Genomic DNA, 17744 nt, shown 5'->3' on the forward strand with positions numbered 1-17744 from the left:
AGTGTACCACTAAATATATTTCAACAAAAACAAAAAAAAAGAAGCAAGCACCTTTAGCTTGCTTCTTTTTACTTTATATTCTCTTCTAAAGCATCTTTTTTAATATTCCAATGAGATGTATTCCATACTACCATCCCATCTTTTATGTATAGCACTTGCGGTGATTCATGTCTAATACTGTATTGTTCTGCAACACGATTTGACACATCTCTCGCATCTTGTACGTATAAGTAATACGCTGGCACTTCTCTTTCTTCACTGCAATACGCTTGAAATTCTGTGTATGCACCGTGACTAATCGGGCATGTCGTACTATGTTTAAAAAGAACATACGGCTCATTCTTTTCTACTAAGACTTCAAGCTCTTCAATTGTTTCAAGTTTTGTCATATTCATCACGATTCACCTCTCATACGAAATCTAGAGCGCTTCTCTTTCTTTTCAGCTTTTTTCTCAATTCTTTCTAATTTACGCTCTTCTTTTTCAACCTTCTTCTCTTGTCTCGACGCACGGTAATGATTGTATACTTCAATCGCCGCACTGCTCCACTGTACAACTTGCGCTACTTTATCAGCGTTATTTTCAATTTCGTCCGTTACAGAGTCTGATACATTACGAAGCTTCGTATTTAAAGATTGGATTGTCGTTCCAATCCCATCTACACCCGCTACCACTTTATTTAATGACTGTGACTTCTGTTGAATATCATCAGCTAACGCATTCGTTTTATGTAATAATTGCTCTGTCTCTACGCTAATTCCTTGCATTTGCTTTTCTAAACCTTCTAACGTGCTTGCAACGTTTTCCAACGTCTTCTGAACCGATAACAACGTTCTGCATACATACACTACTAATACTGCGAAAGCAACCGCAATAATAGCCGCACTTACATATAAAAGAACTTGCATTTCATCACTTCCTTTATCTTTTTCATACTTTCCCCTATTATACAATCATTTTCCGTTTCATTCTAATCCCTATCTCATCATTAGAATTTTCATACTTATTCGTTAACTGTAACATAAATCATTCAACAAATTCCACTAAGTAGGTTACAATAGGAGAGGATACATAATTAGTAGGGAGGCTTTACATATGAAAGATCCACGTATTGAAAAGTTAGCATACAATTTAATTAACTACTCTATCCGCTTACAAAAAGGTGAAAAAGTATTAATTGAAAACTTTGGCTTACAAAAAGAACTTGTAACTGCACTTGTAAAAGAAGCATATGCAGCTGGTGGTTTCCCATTCGTCTCTTTAAAAGATCATCAAGTAGATCGCTCTTTATTAATGGGTGCTACTGAAGAACATTTCGAACAAATCGCTGCATATGAAGCAAGCGTAATGAAAGACATGGACGCTTATATCGGTCTTCGCTCTGGCGATAATATTAATGAACAAGCTGACGTTCCAAGTGAGCGTATGAAAGTTCATGGCCAAACAGTTGGTAAAAAAGTTCATAGAGACATTCGCGTTCCAAAAACACGCTGGGTTGTTCTTCGCTACCCAAATGCTTCTATGGCACAGCTTGCTAAAATGAGTACAGAAGCTTTCGAAGACTTCTACTTCGAAGTATGTAACTTAGACTACGGCAAAATGGATAAGGCAATGGATAGCCTTGTTACATTAATGAATAAAACAGATAAAGTTCGTTTAACTGGTCCTGGAACTGACTTAACATTCTCTATTAAAGACATTCCAGCTATTAAATGCTCAGGTCATTTAAACATTCCAGACGGTGAAGTATACTCTGCACCAGTTCGTGATTCTGTTAACGGTACAGTTTCTTACAACACACCATCTCCTTACAACGGTTATACATTTGAAAATGTACAACTTAAGTTTGAGAACGGTCAAATCGTTGAAGCAACTGCAAACGATACAGAGCGCATTAACAAAATCTTCGATACAGACGAAGGCGCACGCTACGTTGGTGAGTTCGCAATTGGCGTAAACCCATACATCTTACATCCAATGGGAGACATCCTATTCGATGAAAAAATCGATGGCAGCTTCCACTTCACTCCTGGACAAGCTTACGACGATGCATGGAACGGCAACAACTCGAACATCCACTGGGATTTAGTATGCATCCAACGCCCTGAATACGGCGGCGGCGAAATTTACTTCGACGACGTACTAATCCGTAAAGACGGACGCTTCGTTGTACCTGAACTAGAAGCTTTAAACCCAGAGAACTTAAAATAATAATAAAAACGCTCGGAATTTTCGCCGAGCGTTTTTTATTTCTTCCCTACCATTTCTATTTTCACATGTGGATTTTCTTTCTCTATAAGCCTTAAGAATTCATCCATATTTTGCGGCATCGCAACCATATGTACTTTATATGCATTCGTCGTAATTTCAAGAAACTTTCCGACCTGACGTATAATTCTCACATCTTTTAATACAATATCATCATTTAAAATACCGTACTTTAATACGCCATTTTCTACTTTATGTTTTTTAATAAATACTTCCCAAACGAGTGGTACATTTACAATGAAGCATAAACCCATCCCAATCAACGCTGACATCCAATGCGCTTTATTAGTGAAAAGCATGACAATTGGATATATAAACATAAAAACTAACGTAAGACAAACGAAAATGACTACTGACTTACTTCTTTGAATTGGAAAGTTCATACCTACACCCCCTAACCCAAATTATACCATTATTTCTATTTTGCTTCATAGAAAAAGGCCATTTCTAAATGACCTTTTACACAATGTACCTATAAAATTTCTTATCTACCTGTAGCACCGGAAAGTTTTTCGGCAACTCGTCTATACTCACACTTTCAAAACCATTCTTTTCATAAAAACGATGTGCCGCTAAAAATTTTACTGTTGTTCCTAAGTAAATATCTTTCAATTTTTTATCCTCAGCCCATGAAATTGCTGTTTGAAGCAACATATGTGATGCGCCCCATTCTTTTCCGCGAAACTCTTTCTTCACGAACATTTTTCTTAGCGCTACTTGATGATTCTCAATATCTAATAAAGCTACTGTTCCAACTACTTTATCATCATAAATTGCTATCCAAAAGTTTCCGTAATCCTTTTGATAGAATGTTTCTATTTCAAGTAAATCAGGTTGCTCTTCTTTCGTAATTGAAACATTATACTCTTTTTGCTGAATATGAACGATAAGATCTACTACTTCCTCTTGAAACGTACTTTCATACGCAATAATGCGTATCTTCTCGTTCATCGAATCTCCTTCCACTCTGAAGCTAGTAAACTATATACAGCGATATCGTGAAAATGATCATATAGCCATTCATCATCTCTTAAAATGCCATCTAACTTAAATCCTAAACGTTCTGGAATAGCGCGGCTTTTCACATTTTCAACACCGCATCTAATTTCCATTTTATTTAATTTTAAATTCTCAAATGCATAGTGAAGTACAGCCTTCACACTACGCGTCATAATACCTTTCCCGCCAGCATCTTCTGCAAGATAATACCCAAGACTCGTCGCTTTCTTTCCCCAGCTCACTGGATGAATACCTACCATCCCAACGAGCTTTCCTTTGTAACGTATGCCACTTTCAAAACCGTCTCCCTCTGCAAATTTCTTTAACCACATCGGACAAATCTCATCATACGCATCAGCAGATTTGGTCCCATCTACCCAAGGAAGCCATCTTCGTAAATGATTACGGTTTTGATCTATTAATTGATATAGTTCCTCCTTATGATGCTTCTCTAATAACTGTAATTCGATTTCATCGTCTACTCGAAGTGTAAACATGTTTTTTGGTCCCCTTTTTATTTTTCTTATTATTCTAACATTTATAACTAAAGAAATACACGCTAATATATCGACTAACCTCAAGAATCATATATGCCAACATAGCACACAAAAAAGACGCATAGCCAAGCTATGCGTCTTTCCTATTACTTCTCTGCAACTTGAACTTCTTTTACGTAAGCTGCTTCGAATTTTTGGATGTCTCCTGCGCCCATGAAAATTAGAACGCCGTTTTTATGTTTCTTTAATACATCCGTTGTTGTATCTGTAATTAGTTCTGCACCGTCAATACGCTTTTGCAGATCTTCGATTGTTAATTCACCTTTGTTTTCGCGTGCTGATCCGAAAATATCACATAAGTATACTTGATCAGCTTTGCTTAGGCTTTCTGCGAACTCATCTAAGAACTTTTCTGTACGTGAGAATGTGTGTGGCTGGAATACAGCGACAATTTCACGCTCTGGATGTTTTTGACGAGCTGCTTCAATCGTTGCATTAATTTCTGTCGGATGGTGTGCGTAGTCATCGATAATCACTTGCTCTCCCATCGGCTTTTCATTAAAGCGACGTTTTACGCCTTCAAAAGTTGTTAGCTGATGCTTAACTGCTTCTACATCAACGTTTTCATAATGGCAAAGTGCAATTACTGCTAATGCATTTAATACGCTGTGATTGCCGTATCCTGTAATTTTGAACGTGTCATAGTACGTATTACGAACGAATACATCAAAAATAGTACCATCTGTTCTCTTTTGGATGTTGCGTGCTTGGAAATCATTATCTTCTCCAAATCCATAGAAAATAACAGGTACTTTCGCTTGAATTTTTTGAAGTTCTTCATCATCTCCACATGCAATAATGCCTTTTTTCACTTGCAATGCCATCTCTTGGAATGCACTGAATACATCATTGATGTCTGCAAAATAATCTGGATGATCAAAATCAATATTCGTCATAATTGCATAGTCTGGATTATAAGACAAGAAATGACGACGATACTCACAAGCTTCAAATACAAAATACTTACTATTTTCTACCCCATGCCCTGTTCCATCTCCAATAAGGTAAGATGTTGGGTGTGCACCTTGCATTACATGGGCTAACAAACCTGTTGTTGATGTTTTTCCGTGTGCACCAGTTACAGCAACACTTGTGTATTGGCTCATCAGGTCACCTAAGAAATGATGGTAACGATGGACTGGGATGTTTAATTCTTTTGCTGCTACGATTTCTTCATGCGTATCAGGAAATGCATTTCCTGCAATAATCACTTGTCCTTCTTCTACATTATTCTTATCAAAAGGAAGGATCGAGATACTACGCTTTTCCAACGCTGTTTGTGTAAAGAAACGCTTTTCATAATCAGACCCTTGAACAGTATGCTTCATATCATGAAGAATTTGCGCTAATGAACTCATTCCTGTTCCTTTAATTCCTACAAAATGGTAAACTGTCATCTTAAAGAACCTCCAACATTTCGAACTAATACAACGGCCTATCTATAAGACAGTATATGAATCTTTTCTTATTTTGGTAATCATCATACATTTTTGATGTAGTGAAGTTATTCTTCCCTTCACTTATCAGGATAAACTCGTACGTACTTCTTTATATATCCATAACAAGTCCATTATAGCAAAAAAGAAGCCGCTATACTATGATAACAGAAAAACTGATAGGGTCAATCACCTATCAGTTTTTCTCTCTTTTACATCTCTTCTCTTTTTTCTAATTGAACACGCTCTAAACGTGGGTTTGGACGATATTTACGACCAGCTTTTGCTTCTGGTTTCCCATTTAATTCTACATTATCACCAGTAAAGCCAATATTCATTTTTAATAAGCTACTTCCTACCCCGTATATGTCAACAGGTACGTTTTGAGCTTCAAATTCACGAATACGCTTCTCATCAAATCCACCAGTTACAACGATGTCTACATGCTGGAATCCTTCTTCATCAAGTGCTTTACGAAGTGCGAATACAAGCGATGGGTTTACACCACGTGGATCGAATGTTCCAAGTACTTCTGGGTGGCGAATGAAGTATTGATCAATCATCGTGCGGGACGTATCTACACGTACACCTTTTAATGTTGATCCAAATTCACGCGCTACGCGAAGTGCATCTGTAATGACATCATTGTTGTAATCAATTAATACAACTAATTCATCTTCTGGGAATTTCTTATGATATGCTTTTGCCGCTTCTACAACATCACCATTAAACATTTGAATTAATGCGTGAGGCATCGTCCCCATACCACTTTTGCCCCACCATTCATTCATCGCATGCGTCGCTTGTGCGCTCATACCTCCGATGTATGCTGCATAACCGTCACCAGCTTGTTGTGTATAATGATCGTCACGATCTCCCATGAAAATAACTGGTTTTTCTTTATCTACGCTACGCGCAGCTTGGACAACGTTATATACGTTTGTCGCAACCGATGTACGACGAGCTAAAATCCCATCAATGACACCTTCTAAAAATCCGAAATTTTCATAAGGACCATGAATTGTTAACACTGTTTCAAATGGACTAATTTTATCGCCATCTTTTAAAGAGTTAATCTCAAGTTCCTCAGGATTTTTAGCGAATGTTTGTAGCAATGCAATTACTTCATCCGTTCCGCAAAGAACTGCATTTTCCTTTTGGAAAAATTGCATCGTTACAACACTTTTCGGGCGAAATTCTTCGATGATTTCTCTAGTCTTTAAAAAGTAAACGGCAGAGAACCACCCTTCTCCAACACGTTCGTCAAATTTAAATGTTTTATTTGTTAGTCTATTTATTTCACCTTTTAATTTTAATTCAATTTCTTTCATGTCGCTTTACTCCCTACTTTACTATCCAACATTTTCTCTTAGTATACAGCATAACCGTTTACTATACATTTGTTTCCTGCATAGCAGCGAATTCATCCTCAGAAATAAGGACATCTCTTGGCTTCGTTCCTCTTGCTTCAGAAATAATTCCTTGCGATTGCATCTCTTCAATGAGGCGTGCTGCGCGATTATAACCGATGCGGAATTTTCGCTGTACAGAAGATGTGGACGCTCCCCCTTGTTCTACAACAAATTGACATGCTTCGAAGAACAATTCGTCTTCCGACTCAGCTTGTTCTGTTTTCGCTAATAAATCCTCTTGCTTAAATAAGTAATTCGGCTTCATTTGCTTTTTCACATGATCAACTGTCTTTTCAATCTCATCATCCGATACATATACACCTTGTACACGAACAGGCTTAGATGTACCGTTCCCTAAGAATAACATATCACCACGGCCAAGTAATTTCTCCGCGCCACCAATATCGATAATCGTACGCGAATCAACTTGAGATGATACAGTAAACGCAATACGCGTTGGAATGTTTGACTTAATTAAACCTGTAATAACATCTACAGATGGACGCTGCGTCGCTACTAATAAATGAATACCACAAGCACGTGCTTTTTGCGCAATACGACAAATCGCTTCCTCAACATCACCAGGTGCTACCATCATTAAGTCGGCTAACTCGTCAATGACAATAACGATATAAGGTAATGTTTCTCCCGGAATTTCTCGCTCACTTACAATCGTATTATAACGAGTTAAATCACGAGCACCTGCGTGCGCAAACAATTCATAACGGCGTTCCATTTCCTCAACTGCCCATTTTAATGCAGCTGTTGCTGCTTTTACATCCGTAATAACAGGTGCTACAAGATGTGGAACAGAATTGTATGGTGCAAGCTCAACCATCTTCGGATCGATTAACATTAACTTCACTTCATGTGGTTTCGCTTTATATAAAATACTCGTTAAAATCGCGTTAATACACACACTTTTACCTGAACCCGTTGCACCCGCAATAAGTCCGTGCGGCATTTTTCGAATATCCGTTACAATTGGATCCCCTGAAATATCAAGCCCCAGCGCAACAGTAAGCGGTGATTCACTCTTTGTGAATACAGGACTTCTTAAAATTTCGCGAAGAAATACTGGCTTACTTTCTTTATTTGGAACTTCAATTCCAATCGCACTCTTCCCTGGAATTGGCGCTTCAATACGAATATCTTTCGCAGCTAAACTTAACTTAATATCATCACTTAAATTTGTAATTTTATTTACTTTCACACCTGGGTCTGGCTGCACCTCAAAACGAGTGACTGCCGGACCTTGCGATACATTAATAACATGTGCTCCAACGTGAAAATTATTAAACGTTGTATCTAATAATTCTTTCTGCTCCTCTAACCATTCTGTATTATCTAACGCTGATTGCTGTGGAATCGACAACAGCGCTAATGGCGGAACAGTGTATGTCGGTGGTGTGTGCAATACATTTCGCATATCGTTCTCTCTTTGATTTACAACATATGCTTTCTCTTGTACTTCCGTACTTGAAATTGGCTTTTGTACTTGCTCTACCACTACTTGCTGTACTGGTTGTTCTTCCACTTGTGGCTCTGCTACTACTTGCTGCACTGGGTGCTCTTCCACTTGTGGTTCTGCTACTACTTGCTGCACTGGGCGTTCTTCCACTTGTGGTTCTGCTACTACTTGCTGCACTGGGCGTTCTTCCACTTGTGGTTCTGCTACTACTTGCTGCACTAGGTGCTCTTCCATTTGTGGTTCTGCTACTACTTGCTGCACTGGGTGCTCTTCCACTTGTGGTTCTGCTACCTCTTGTTGCACTGGCTTATTCTCTACTCGTACATTAGCAGAAGGCTGCATTGCATTTGCTCTAGCTGCATGTCTTTCCATTAATCGTGTTCTATCTTGTTTCAACATAACAACATTAAATGGTACATGACGCTTTTTCTCACGTTTTGGTTCTTCTTTTTGTACAACTGGTTGTTCTTCTGCGACTGGTGTTTCCTCGACAACTGGTTGTTCTTCTACAACTGATTGCTCTTCTACGACCGGTGCTTCTTCTACAACTCGTTGCTCTTCTGCGACTGGCGCTTCTTCTACAACTCGTTGCTCTTCTGCGACTGGTGTTTCTTCTTCAACTTGTTGCTCTTCTACGACCGGTGCTTCTTCTACAACTCGTTGCTCTTCTGCGACCGGTGCTTCTTCTACAACTTGTTGCTCTTCTGCGACTGGCGCTTCTTCTACAACTGATTGCTCTTCTACGACCGGTGCTTCTTCTACAACTCGTTGCTCTTCTGCGACTGGTGTTTCCTCGGCAACTGGTTGTTCTTCTACGACTGGCGCTTCTTCTACAACTGATTGCTCTTCTACGACCGGTGCTTCTTCTACAACTCGTTGCTCTTCTGCGACTGGCGCTTCTTCTACAGCTGGTTGTTTTTCTGCAATTAAAACATCCGCAAAGCTTTGAACATCTTTCTTCGTTTGTTCATCAGCCTCAGCAACATGTATGAATTCACTCTTTTGTTCAATTGCTTCAGCTTCTTGCTGAATGTCCTCAAGTGCTACAAATGTCTCTACTACAGGCGTGTTTATTTCTGCAATCACTTCTACTTCTTCTGCTTCCGCAATTACTCCCACTTCTTCTGACTCTTCCGTTTCTGCAATTACTTCCACTTCTTCTGACTCTTCTGCTTCCGCAATTACTTCCGCTTCTTCTGACTCTTCTGTTTCCGCAATTACTTCCGCTTCTTCTGACTCTTCCGCTTCTGCAATTACTTCCACTTCTTCTGACTCTTCTGCTTCCGCAATTACTTCCGCTTCTTCTGACTCTTCTGTTTCTGTAATTACTTCCACTTCTTCAGGTGCCTCTGTTTCCATAACTACTTCTTCAAACTCTTCCGTTTCTGCAATTACTTCTACTTTTGACACTTCTTCTGGTATTTCCACAATGATTGTTTCTTCAAGTTTTTCTTCTGCTTTGACAATCACTGATTCTTCTGGAGCTTGCTTTTCTACTTCAATAGTAGGTTGTTTTATTTCTGTATTACGTTTAATTTCTTCTGATAATATTGTATCCTCGTGCTCTACTTTAGAAGCTACTAATTCTTCTTGTAGATTGTTTTCGTTTAACACCACTACATCTTTTTCTAGCTTAGCACTTTCCATCTGCTCAGCTACTGTTTTATGAAGTAATTCATCCGCTGAAACTTCCTGCGGTGTACTCATTTCTTGAATCACTTCTTTTTCTTCTACTAAAGGCACTTGGCTTTCAATTTCATAACCATTTTTCTCTAGCCATTGATCAACTACTGACTTTTCTTCCTTTTTATTCTCTTCATATTGTTGCTCTCCTTGCTGGTTAGCAGCTCTATGACTAGAAGAAGTTGGTGCTTGTCCTTCTGAGAAATCAGATAATGTATATCCTTTTTTCTCTAACCATGCATCAACGACTGATTTACCCTCTACAGATATTTCAAGGTCTTCTCTTTCCTTTACTTCCTCCTGCTTTTCTTCCTTTTTCTCTACTGAAGGACGATTATATCCATAAATTGGCGAAATCATTTCTGTTGGACGAAATGGTCTACGGTTACTCTCTTGCGAAGGTGCAGATGCCTTTTTAACGACAGACTCCCGCACCGGTTCATATTGCACTTCCGGCTCTTCATATGTAGAAACTACCTTTTCCACATACGGTCGTCTGCTTCTTTCCACCTTTATTCCTCTTTGGGCAGTCGGTTCTTCATATGTTACTCCTTGAACAGGTTGTTCTTCGAAGCGATTTACTTCGCTTTCATCCTCTTCATCGAACCCATTATCCGGTACTAAAGGAAAACGGCATTTACCTGCATTCCTACTTGCCATTTGTGCTTCTCTTGCTTCAGTGTAGTGGTTTACACGAGGAATTTTCGGCTGACTTTCAATTTGCTTTGGTACTTCTTTATTCATCGCTGTTTGTTCTTCCTCTTTGTTAAACAGCTTTTTCATCCAATCTAACATGCTTACCACTCTTTCTACTAAATAGTAACATCCTTTATTGTATCAGCATTCGGCAAAAAGTGCAGGTAAAATTAAGCATGTCATATTTATCCATAATATTCTAATTTACGAGTGTTTTCATATGGAAAAACGCAGCCTTACATGTAAGACTGCGTTTAAGCTTTACTCTTCCGATATTCATCTACACTATCCGTTACACTTTGCAACAAGGAATTTACATACTGCGAGTCAGATAATTTTTTATCTTCTTCAGGATTTGACATAAACCCAAGTTCTAATAGTACACCAGGTACTTTGGACCAATTAAATCCAGAAAGATCATCCCTGAATTTAATTCCATTCACTTTCACTTGTTGATTCTCTCTCATTTTATTTACAATCGTTTGAGAGATTCGAAGACTTTCAGCATAAATCTCTTTCGTGTACGGACTTCCTTCTGCCGGCGTTAATACAGCAAATCCACTTTGATTCGGATTTTCAGAACCATCTGCATGAAGACGTAAAAATAAATTAGCCTTATGATTATTTGCGAATGTCGCCCTTTCTTTATTACTTATATCAACGTCTTGTGATGTTCTCGTCATTAATACTTGTATCCCTTTTGCTTCAAGCTTTTCTTTTAATAAAAAAGCCATTTCTAATACAAGTACAGCCTCTCTCTTTTTCGTCACAACACCTGTTGTACCGTCTGTCACTTTATATTTTTGCGTTGTTGCCTCTGGTCCAATCGGCTCTAAATTTAAATTCGCTTTTTGTTGATGCCCTGGATCAATAACAACGAGAAACTTTCCTTGTTTTTCATTACTCTCTACTTTTTGTTCATTATTTTGCACTGGTTGCTCAGTCGGCTGCACTGGCGTAGTTTCTTCTTTCTTTTCATCAGATGATACTTCCTCTTGCTTATGTTCTACTTGCTCATTCGTTTGAATTGCTTGCGATTCTTCGTTCTTTTCTTGTTCTTGCTGCTTTTCTACCGGTGCGTCTTCTTTGGTATCTTTGTTTTTCTCTTGTATAGAAGATGTAGTTTCTTTTTTCGGCTGCCCTTGTGAACAACCGGCCATATATATTCCAATGAATGCAATCATGCTCATTATTTTTATATACTTCATACTTCTCTCCCATCACTTTGCACCGGATTCAAAGTTTTTCTTATAATTGCCCTATAATCTCATCTATATTTCCAATATAAACTGGTTGCCATTTTTCTGTACCACGTTCTGCAGTATAAAGCGGATAAGCGTCATCATCTATATTTACGAAAACTGGATCGCCCATATCCGTTTCATATCCAATTGTAATCCATTCTTCTTTCCATTTTCCGTGTTCTTCACTTATTAATGAATTTTTATGTTTATCGTATCGGTAACCGATTTGTCCTTTTTCTAATTCACTTTCACTAAACAAATATATTTCATAAGTACCTAGCTCAACATCTTGCTGTTTTGAAGTTTCAATTCGTTTTAGAAGTTCTGCGATTTTTGGTTGTTGTTTCATACGTCTATTCCCTTCTATTTTTCTAAATTTTAACTAGTTTGTTTATAAAATACAATATAGATTTTAAGAAAAAAGGTGACATCCTTATCATATTAACAATTTTTTTAATATATCTATCACTACTCTCAATATATCAACGATTTTTTAAATATATCTATCACTATTCTCAATATATCAACGATTTTTTTAATATATCTATCACAACTCTCAATATATCAACGATTTAACACGAAATTTCGATTTACCGACAAAGAATGACAAAAAAAGAGAGGTTGTCCAAAAGGACAACCTCTCTTTTCTTATATCAATTAAAATTTGAACTCTTGTCCAACTTCAAAGCTATCTTCTAATACAAGAATACCTTTTTCTTGTGGAGCGTCTGGAAGCTCTAATTCACGTGCAGAGCAGATCATTCCAGAAGAAGGAACACCGCGAAGTTCTGCTGGTTTAATTAACATACCGCTTGGCATTACAGCACCAATTTTTGCAACGACAACTTTTTGTCCTGCATCAACGTTTGGTGCGCCACATACGATTTGTAATGTTTCTGTACCGATTTCTACTTTACAAATGTTTAGCTTATCAGCATTTGGATGTTTCTCTTTTTCAGCTACATAGCCTACAACAAATTTCGGAGAAAGATCTGCTTCTACTGTTTCTTCAAAGCCGTTCTTCGCTAAAATTTCGTTGATTTTCTCTACAAGCTCTTTCGTTAATGTAAGGTTGCCTGTTTCTTTTACTTCTAAGTAAGAAGATGCATTAAAGATGTTGAATCCTGCTGTCTCGTTGCTTTCACGATCGTATACGCGTGCAACATCTCCTTTGCGATCAAAAGTACGGTTCTCTAAAGTAATATCTTGTAAGGCAACAATTAAAGTGTCACCAATTCCTTCAAGGTTGTAAAAAACGTTCACTTCGTTCATCCTTTCTCTTTTCCATCTGTCTTCTTCCGATTTTTCGCTAAAATAAAGATTGGTTCAAATTCTCCATCTTCATATACGAATGAAAGTGATGTAATCGGAACATGCCCTTCGGCAAAAAATTTCATTGTCATTTGTGCAATAATATCATAACCGATTTCGTTGACGATATCAGCAATAATTAATACATCTTGGTGAGGAACAGCAACAACCATGTCACCAGAAATCTTTTCACGCATCGATTGTAGTAACGATTCGTTTAAAATACGAGTCGCGTCATACCCATCATTTGTGTTTAAAAAGTAGAATGTATTACCCGCTACTGTGTCTTGTTTAAATTCATAACCTAATGAGCGTGCGTTGAATAATGCCATTTCACGCACTTGCTGTTCTGTAAGTTCTAATTTTTGTAATAGACGCTCGTCAATTAGTCGATACGTTTTATTCGAATCTAACGCATAGTAAATACGTGTTTCCGCCGTATGATCCGTCATAATAAACGGATTTCCTTCTTCTGCTTGTTTCGGGAAAGAAGTAGAGCGAATAACAGGTAAAATTTTTGCTCCGCTATTTTCTTCTTTATGCATCGCAATTAGCGCTTCTTGTACGTAATAAGCAACTTCTTCAATTGCCTTTTCTTTGTTCACTTCCCATTTTGCCACAACTCCTGGAAGCGATACGTTAATACCTTTTTTGGAGTCTTTTTGTTCAATACGTAAAACTTCTTTCTCACTATCATACTGAAAGTCCCATTCTGGGCGAGATAATTTCTTTATTAACTCATCTTTCATCTTTTTACTTGTCATCTTCATCTCTTTTTCCTCCCTTCCAAAAAAATAACCTCCCCCGCGAAGGTAGAGGTTGTTTTACAATTCAATTGGCAAATTGCCTTATTTTAAACCTTCAATGAACTCTTCGATTTGTTCTTGTGTTTTACGATCTTTGTTTACATAGCGACCAGTTTCTTCACCTTTATTGTACGCTACAAAGCTCGGAATGCCAAATACGTCTAATTTTACACATAAATCAATAAACTCATCGCGATCTACATAGTAAAATGAGAAATCACTATATTTCTCTTCTACTTCTGGCATAAATGGGTCTACAAAGCGGCAGTCTGGGCACCATTCTGCTGAGAACATAAAGACTACATTCTCTTCATTTTTTAACTGTTGGAATTGCTCCATGCTTTCTAATGACTTCATCTATATTTCCTCCTCTAACGGGTGCATTTTTCATGTTATAATCTTTCTTTTATACTACCATACATCGCGCACGGTGCAAGGTTTATGCTTGCTTTTTGTCATACTTATATTGCCCAACTAACAACTTAACAACGTGTACAAATAATTCCGTACGATCGACATAATCCTCTGTAAAAATACCGATCGCACCTTCGTGACTACGAATATCTTTTCGCTGCACAAACTCTTCCATCACTTCGCTTAATTCCTTACCATCTTCAAGAGGTGCTAAAAAATCGTCTGGTAACGTAATACGCGCTCCTCCGGCCACAAATACTTTCCCATCACTTGTTGCTAGCGCGCCCCAGTTACACATAAATAAACCGTGCTCCGTTTTCATTACGCCGCCTTCTAGCCCAATACCAATTGGAGCTTCTCCGTCCTCTAGCGCTCGCTTCGCTCTATTAATCGCTCCTTGCATCGTCTCTTCATCTGAGAAAGGCTGAGCTGATACTCCTGACGGAACAGAAAGAGATGTAATTTCAGCATCTTTCCAAACCTTCTCCACAGCCCCAACCTTCGTTTTATTCTTTGATCCAACTACTACTTTCATTTTGTTCACCTCTATAAAAATTCTTCATTCTATTCTAATATCCGCTTCGGCACAAATTAAGTACCAACCACTACCACACACCATCAGGGAATTCCTTCTCCCCATAAAAGAAGGTCGCTTTCTACAATATTACTGGTCCTAAACACAAAAACAGGCTTCTTCTTTCTTCCTACCCGCGGTCTTAATACATCATTCGAGCACCCATTAGGCACTAACCGCCACCACTCATCGCTGGGTCATCTATTCAACCTAAAAAAAGAAGGGTTTTTCGCCCTTCTTCTCTACGCGTTATTCTTAATTGTCTCTAACGTCGTTTTATCTGTTGTTCTTACAAGCTTCGTAATTAATTCTTTCGCCGCTGCATAATCATCAACATGTAAAATTGAAGCATGTGTATGAATGTAGCGTGCACAAACACCAATTACTGCTGATGGGATACCAGAGTTACTTGTATGTACACGGCCCGCATCTGTACCACCTTGTGAAATAAAGTATTGGTACGGAATGTTGTTTGTTTCTGCTGTATCTAAAATGAATTCGCGCATTCCTCTATGTGTTACCATCGTGCGATCATAAATACGAAGAAGAGCACCTTTTCCTAATTGACCGAACTGCGTTTTGTCACCAGATGCATCGTTTGCTGGACTTGCATCAAGCGCATAAAAAATGTCTGGTTGAATCATATTTGCAGCTGTTTGCGCTCCGCGGAGGCCTACTTCTTCTTGTACAGTAGCACCAGAATATAATGTATTTGGTAATGTTTCATCTTTTAATTCTTTTAACAATTCGATTGCAAGACCACATCCGTAACGGTTGTCCCAAGCTTTCGCCATAATTTTCTTCTCATTTGCCATCGGTGTGAATGGGCAAATCGGCACGATTTGTTGTCCTGGTTTTACACCAATTTCAATCGCATCTTCATAACTATCTGCACCTATATCAATTAACATATTTTTTATATCCATCGGTTTTGCACGTTGCGCGTCACTTAATAAATGAGGAGGAATAGAACCAACAACCCCAATAACAGGACCATTCTTCGTCATAACTTGTACACGCTGTGCTAATAAAACTTGACTCCACCATCCGCCTAACGTTTGAAAACGAAGCATTCCGTTTTTCGTAATTTGCGTAATCATGAAACCTACTTCATCCATATGACCTGCTACAAGAACACGCGGGCCAGTTTCGTCCCCTTTTTTCAGACCAAATACGCTACCTAAACCGTCTTGTACAATTTCATCCGCATATTTGCTTAATTCTTGTTTCATAAAACGGCGTACATCATGTTCAAAACCTGATGCACCTTGTAATTCTGTTAACGTACGAAATAATTGTAATGTCTCTTTATTCACGAAGTCCCCTTCTTTCAAACCTTAGTAGAATACCTCTTTTATTGTAACGAAATTTTCGAAATGTTTCTAGTTTCTTCTTTTTTGGCTGTATTTGCTTTATAATTATTATCGGTACACTATTTTTATTTTATAGAATTGAGGTGAATATATGAGCTGGAAAGGTTTAGTAGCAGGTCTTGGCGTTGGGTTCGCAGCTGGTTATCTCGTTGCAAACAAAGTACAAGAACAATCCCATATTTCTTCAGAAAAAGCATTGAAAATGGTGAAACAAGCATTAAGTCATAAAGGTGAAATTACTGGCTCTTGGGTACATATGGTTCCAGAGACATTTGAAAAATATGATGTCGCATATGAAGTTTATCGCGGCGGTCTTACAACAATGTTAAATGATATACAAGAACGATTTGAATTTTTAGTTGATGCTAAAACAGGTACTGTTTTAGAGGTTATAGCAGCATAAAAAGGAGGGTTCCCATTAGGTGAACCTCTTATTTTTTTTGAAATTGCGGGTATTGATTAAAATTATATCAGCGATTTCCCAATTATATCGGCGCAACTCAATTTATATCAGCGTTTGTTTAAATATATCGACTTACCGACAAAACCCGACAATAAAAAAGAGGCTGCTCCAATAAATATGATGGAACAACCTCCTATTTTTATGCTTCTATACTCGTTTTCCGTTCTACTTTTTCTACGATATGCCCTTCCTCATTCCACTTCACAGCGCGATAATATGCGTCATGGTAAAACGTAAACCATGCCTCTTTTTCAGCACCATACTTCATCCACTTTTGTTTATTTTCAATCGAGGTCATCGGATAATCGTCGTATGCCATTACCCATAATACATTTTGATGTGCGTGCGTCGGCAAGAGATCTGCTAAGTGTAGCATCGTTTCCCCATGGCTTTCTAAAGCAATAACTGCATGTCCATCACTATGACCACCTGTATGCACCATTTTTATTTCATCTGTAATTTCTATTTCTTGCTGGAACGTAACAACTTGATCTACAATCGGCTCCCAATTTTCCTTCCAATATGTATTACGGGATCTAATATTTGGGTTCCTCATTTCATTCCATTCTGTTTCACTTACGTAAACTTTCGCATTTGGAAACGCAGGTACAAGGTGATCACCTTCCCATTTTGTTAAACCAGATGCATGATCAAAATGAAGATGTGTCATTAAGACGTAGTCGATATCTTCTGGCTTTAATCCTAGTTTTTCTAATGATTCATAAACCGATGATTCTTCTGTTACACCTTGATTTCGCTTCATCTTTTCATTCAATTTACCGTTTCCTATTCCGGAATCAATGAGCATATTTCCGTCTTTCGTTTGCAAAAGTAACGGATCTGTTCGTAAATAAATATGATTTGTATCATTATGTTTATACTTACGTGACCAAAGTACTTTCGGGACGACACCAAACATCGCTCCCCCGTCTAAATGTGTGTTCCCACCTTTTAGCCACGTCACTTTTATATCTCCAATTTGTAACTGTTCCATTTTTCATCCCCCTTTTCTTTTAATACTAACATAAAATTCTGATT

General features: G+C 38.1%; 18 protein-coding genes. 2 read left to right on the forward strand and 16 right to left on the reverse strand.

Features of this window, described 5'->3' with window-relative positions; genetic code table 11:
- Positions 1-68: 68 nt before the first annotated feature.
- Positions 69-395 carry a bacillithiol system redox-active protein YtxJ gene (gene ytxJ / locus MKY21_RS23525; protein ID WP_001057469.1) on the reverse strand — a complete coding sequence of 109 codons (327 nt, stop codon included), beginning with the start codon at positions 393-395 and terminating at the stop codon, positions 69-71.
- Positions 395-907: a DUF948 domain-containing protein gene (locus tag MKY21_RS23530; protein WP_001197720.1), complete on the reverse strand. Its 513-nt coding sequence runs from the start codon at positions 905-907 to the stop codon at positions 395-397. Before MKY21_RS23530 ends, ytxJ begins: the two co-directional genes overlap by 1 nt.
- A gap of 187 nt (positions 908-1094) precedes the next feature.
- On the opposite strand from MKY21_RS23530, the gene MKY21_RS23535 reads away from it, so the two are divergent.
- Positions 1095-2210: an aminopeptidase gene (locus tag MKY21_RS23535; protein WP_000654731.1), complete on the forward strand. Its 1116-nt coding sequence runs from the start codon at positions 1095-1097 to the stop codon at positions 2208-2210.
- Between the two features lie 35 nt (positions 2211-2245).
- Here MKY21_RS23535 and MKY21_RS23540 read toward each other — a convergent pair whose 3' ends face one another.
- The 13 genes from MKY21_RS23540 to MKY21_RS23600 form a co-directional block, all read right to left on the reverse strand.
- Positions 2246-2650: a PH domain-containing protein gene (locus MKY21_RS23540; RefSeq protein WP_016118736.1), complete on the reverse strand. Its 405-nt coding sequence runs from the start codon at positions 2648-2650 to the stop codon at positions 2246-2248.
- Positions 2651-2726: 76 nt separating this feature from the next.
- Positions 2727-3218 carry a GNAT family N-acetyltransferase gene (locus MKY21_RS23545; RefSeq protein WP_001003133.1) on the reverse strand — a complete coding sequence of 164 codons (492 nt, stop codon included), beginning with the start codon at positions 3216-3218 and terminating at the stop codon, positions 2727-2729.
- Positions 3215-3763 (reverse strand): GNAT family N-acetyltransferase, encoded by a 549-nt coding sequence (locus MKY21_RS23550; protein ID WP_000494659.1) that lies wholly within the window; start codon positions 3761-3763, stop codon positions 3215-3217. Before MKY21_RS23550 ends, MKY21_RS23545 begins: the two co-directional genes overlap by 4 nt.
- A gap of 146 nt (positions 3764-3909) precedes the next feature.
- Positions 3910-5220, reverse strand: coding sequence for a UDP-N-acetylmuramate--L-alanine ligase (gene murC / locus MKY21_RS23555; RefSeq protein WP_000219468.1), 1311 nt, complete (start codon positions 5218-5220; stop codon positions 3910-3912).
- A 251-nt stretch (positions 5221-5471) separates the two neighbouring features.
- Positions 5472-6590 carry a nicotinate phosphoribosyltransferase gene (locus tag MKY21_RS23560; protein ID WP_000658370.1) on the reverse strand — a complete coding sequence of 373 codons (1119 nt, stop codon included), beginning with the start codon at positions 6588-6590 and terminating at the stop codon, positions 5472-5474.
- 61 nt (positions 6591-6651) lie between these two features.
- Positions 6652-10620, reverse strand: a complete 3969-nt coding sequence (locus MKY21_RS23565) for a DNA translocase FtsK (protein ID WP_341077480.1) — start codon at positions 10618-10620, stop codon at positions 6652-6654.
- 155 nt (positions 10621-10775) lie between these two features.
- Complete coding sequence (locus tag MKY21_RS23570; protein ID WP_137070137.1) at positions 10776-11729, reverse strand: N-acetylmuramoyl-L-alanine amidase; 954 nt, start codon at positions 11727-11729, stop codon at positions 10776-10778.
- Positions 11730-11769: 40 nt separating this feature from the next.
- Entirely contained in the window at positions 11770-12114 is a 345-nt protein-coding gene (locus MKY21_RS23575; protein ID WP_000813343.1) for a hypothetical protein, read from the reverse strand.
- Between the two features lie 308 nt (positions 12115-12422).
- Positions 12423-13037: a YtpR family tRNA-binding protein gene (ytpR, locus tag MKY21_RS23580; protein WP_001006761.1), complete on the reverse strand. Its 615-nt coding sequence runs from the start codon at positions 13035-13037 to the stop codon at positions 12423-12425.
- Positions 13034-13846 carry a DUF1444 domain-containing protein gene (locus MKY21_RS23585; RefSeq protein ID WP_000784588.1) on the reverse strand — a complete coding sequence of 271 codons (813 nt, stop codon included), beginning with the start codon at positions 13844-13846 and terminating at the stop codon, positions 13034-13036. Before MKY21_RS23585 ends, ytpR begins: the two co-directional genes overlap by 4 nt.
- A 78-nt stretch (positions 13847-13924) precedes the next feature.
- On the reverse strand, positions 13925-14239 hold the full coding sequence (locus MKY21_RS23590) for a thioredoxin family protein (protein ID WP_000838193.1): 315 nt from the start codon (positions 14237-14239) through the stop codon (positions 13925-13927).
- Positions 14240-14321: 82 nt separating this feature from the next.
- A complete protein-coding gene (locus MKY21_RS23595) occupies positions 14322-14831 on the reverse strand; it encodes a DUF84 family protein (RefSeq protein WP_000869938.1) in 510 nt (169 codons plus the stop codon).
- A 281-nt stretch (positions 14832-15112) separates the two neighbouring features.
- A complete protein-coding gene (locus tag MKY21_RS23600; RefSeq protein ID WP_001031508.1) occupies positions 15113-16186 on the reverse strand; it encodes a M42 family metallopeptidase in 1074 nt (357 codons plus the stop codon).
- Positions 16187-16334: 148 nt separating this feature from the next.
- Here MKY21_RS23600 and MKY21_RS23605 point away from each other — a divergent pair, with 148 nt between their 5' ends.
- A complete protein-coding gene (locus MKY21_RS23605) occupies positions 16335-16646 on the forward strand; it encodes a PepSY domain-containing protein (RefSeq protein ID WP_000118543.1) in 312 nt (103 codons plus the stop codon).
- A 199-nt stretch (positions 16647-16845) separates the two neighbouring features.
- Here MKY21_RS23605 and MKY21_RS23610 read toward each other — a convergent pair whose 3' ends face one another.
- Positions 16846-17700, reverse strand: a complete 855-nt coding sequence (locus MKY21_RS23610; RefSeq protein WP_044796442.1) for a YtnP family quorum-quenching lactonase — start codon at positions 17698-17700, stop codon at positions 16846-16848.
- Between the last annotated feature and the right edge of the window lie 44 nt (positions 17701-17744).

Origin of the sequence: Bacillus sp. FSL R9-9497 (assembly GCF_038005805.1) — a bacterium.
Taxonomy (GTDB): domain Bacteria; phylum Bacillota; class Bacilli; order Bacillales; family Bacillaceae_G; genus Bacillus_A; species Bacillus_A cereus.